The sequence below is a fragment of the Bartonella sp. MR168JLCBS genome (genome assembly GCF_042194175.1).
Map to the genome: position 1 here is coordinate 1 of NZ_JBHIMP010000454.1, position 319 is coordinate 319.

Sequence of the window (319 nt, forward strand, 5' to 3'; positions counted from 1 at the left end):
ACAGCGCTCATTAGGAACAACCAGCCTGTATGTTACCCATGATCAACTAGAAGCTATGACATTAGCTGATAGAATAGCCGTTATAAATAAAGGAGCTATCGAGCAAATTGGGACCCCAATCGAAATTTACGATACCCCAGAAACAACATTTGTTGCTGATTTTATAGGGTCTCCCCCTATGAATTTTCTTGATCGCAAAATACTAGAGCAACATTTAGGTTATTCATTTTCTTATAATAAAGAAACTGATCTTTTGGCATTCAGGCCAGAGGTAATCTTATTGGGCGAATATCCAGACAAAGGACCTGTCTTTCACACA

At 38.6% G+C, this 319-nt stretch carries 1 pseudogene; it reads left to right on the plus strand.

Annotated features, from left to right (window positions below):
• Positions 1 to 319 (plus strand): annotated as a pseudogene (locus tag ACFIK8_RS11925) (sn-glycerol-3-phosphate ABC transporter ATP-binding protein UgpC); the annotation flags it as partial.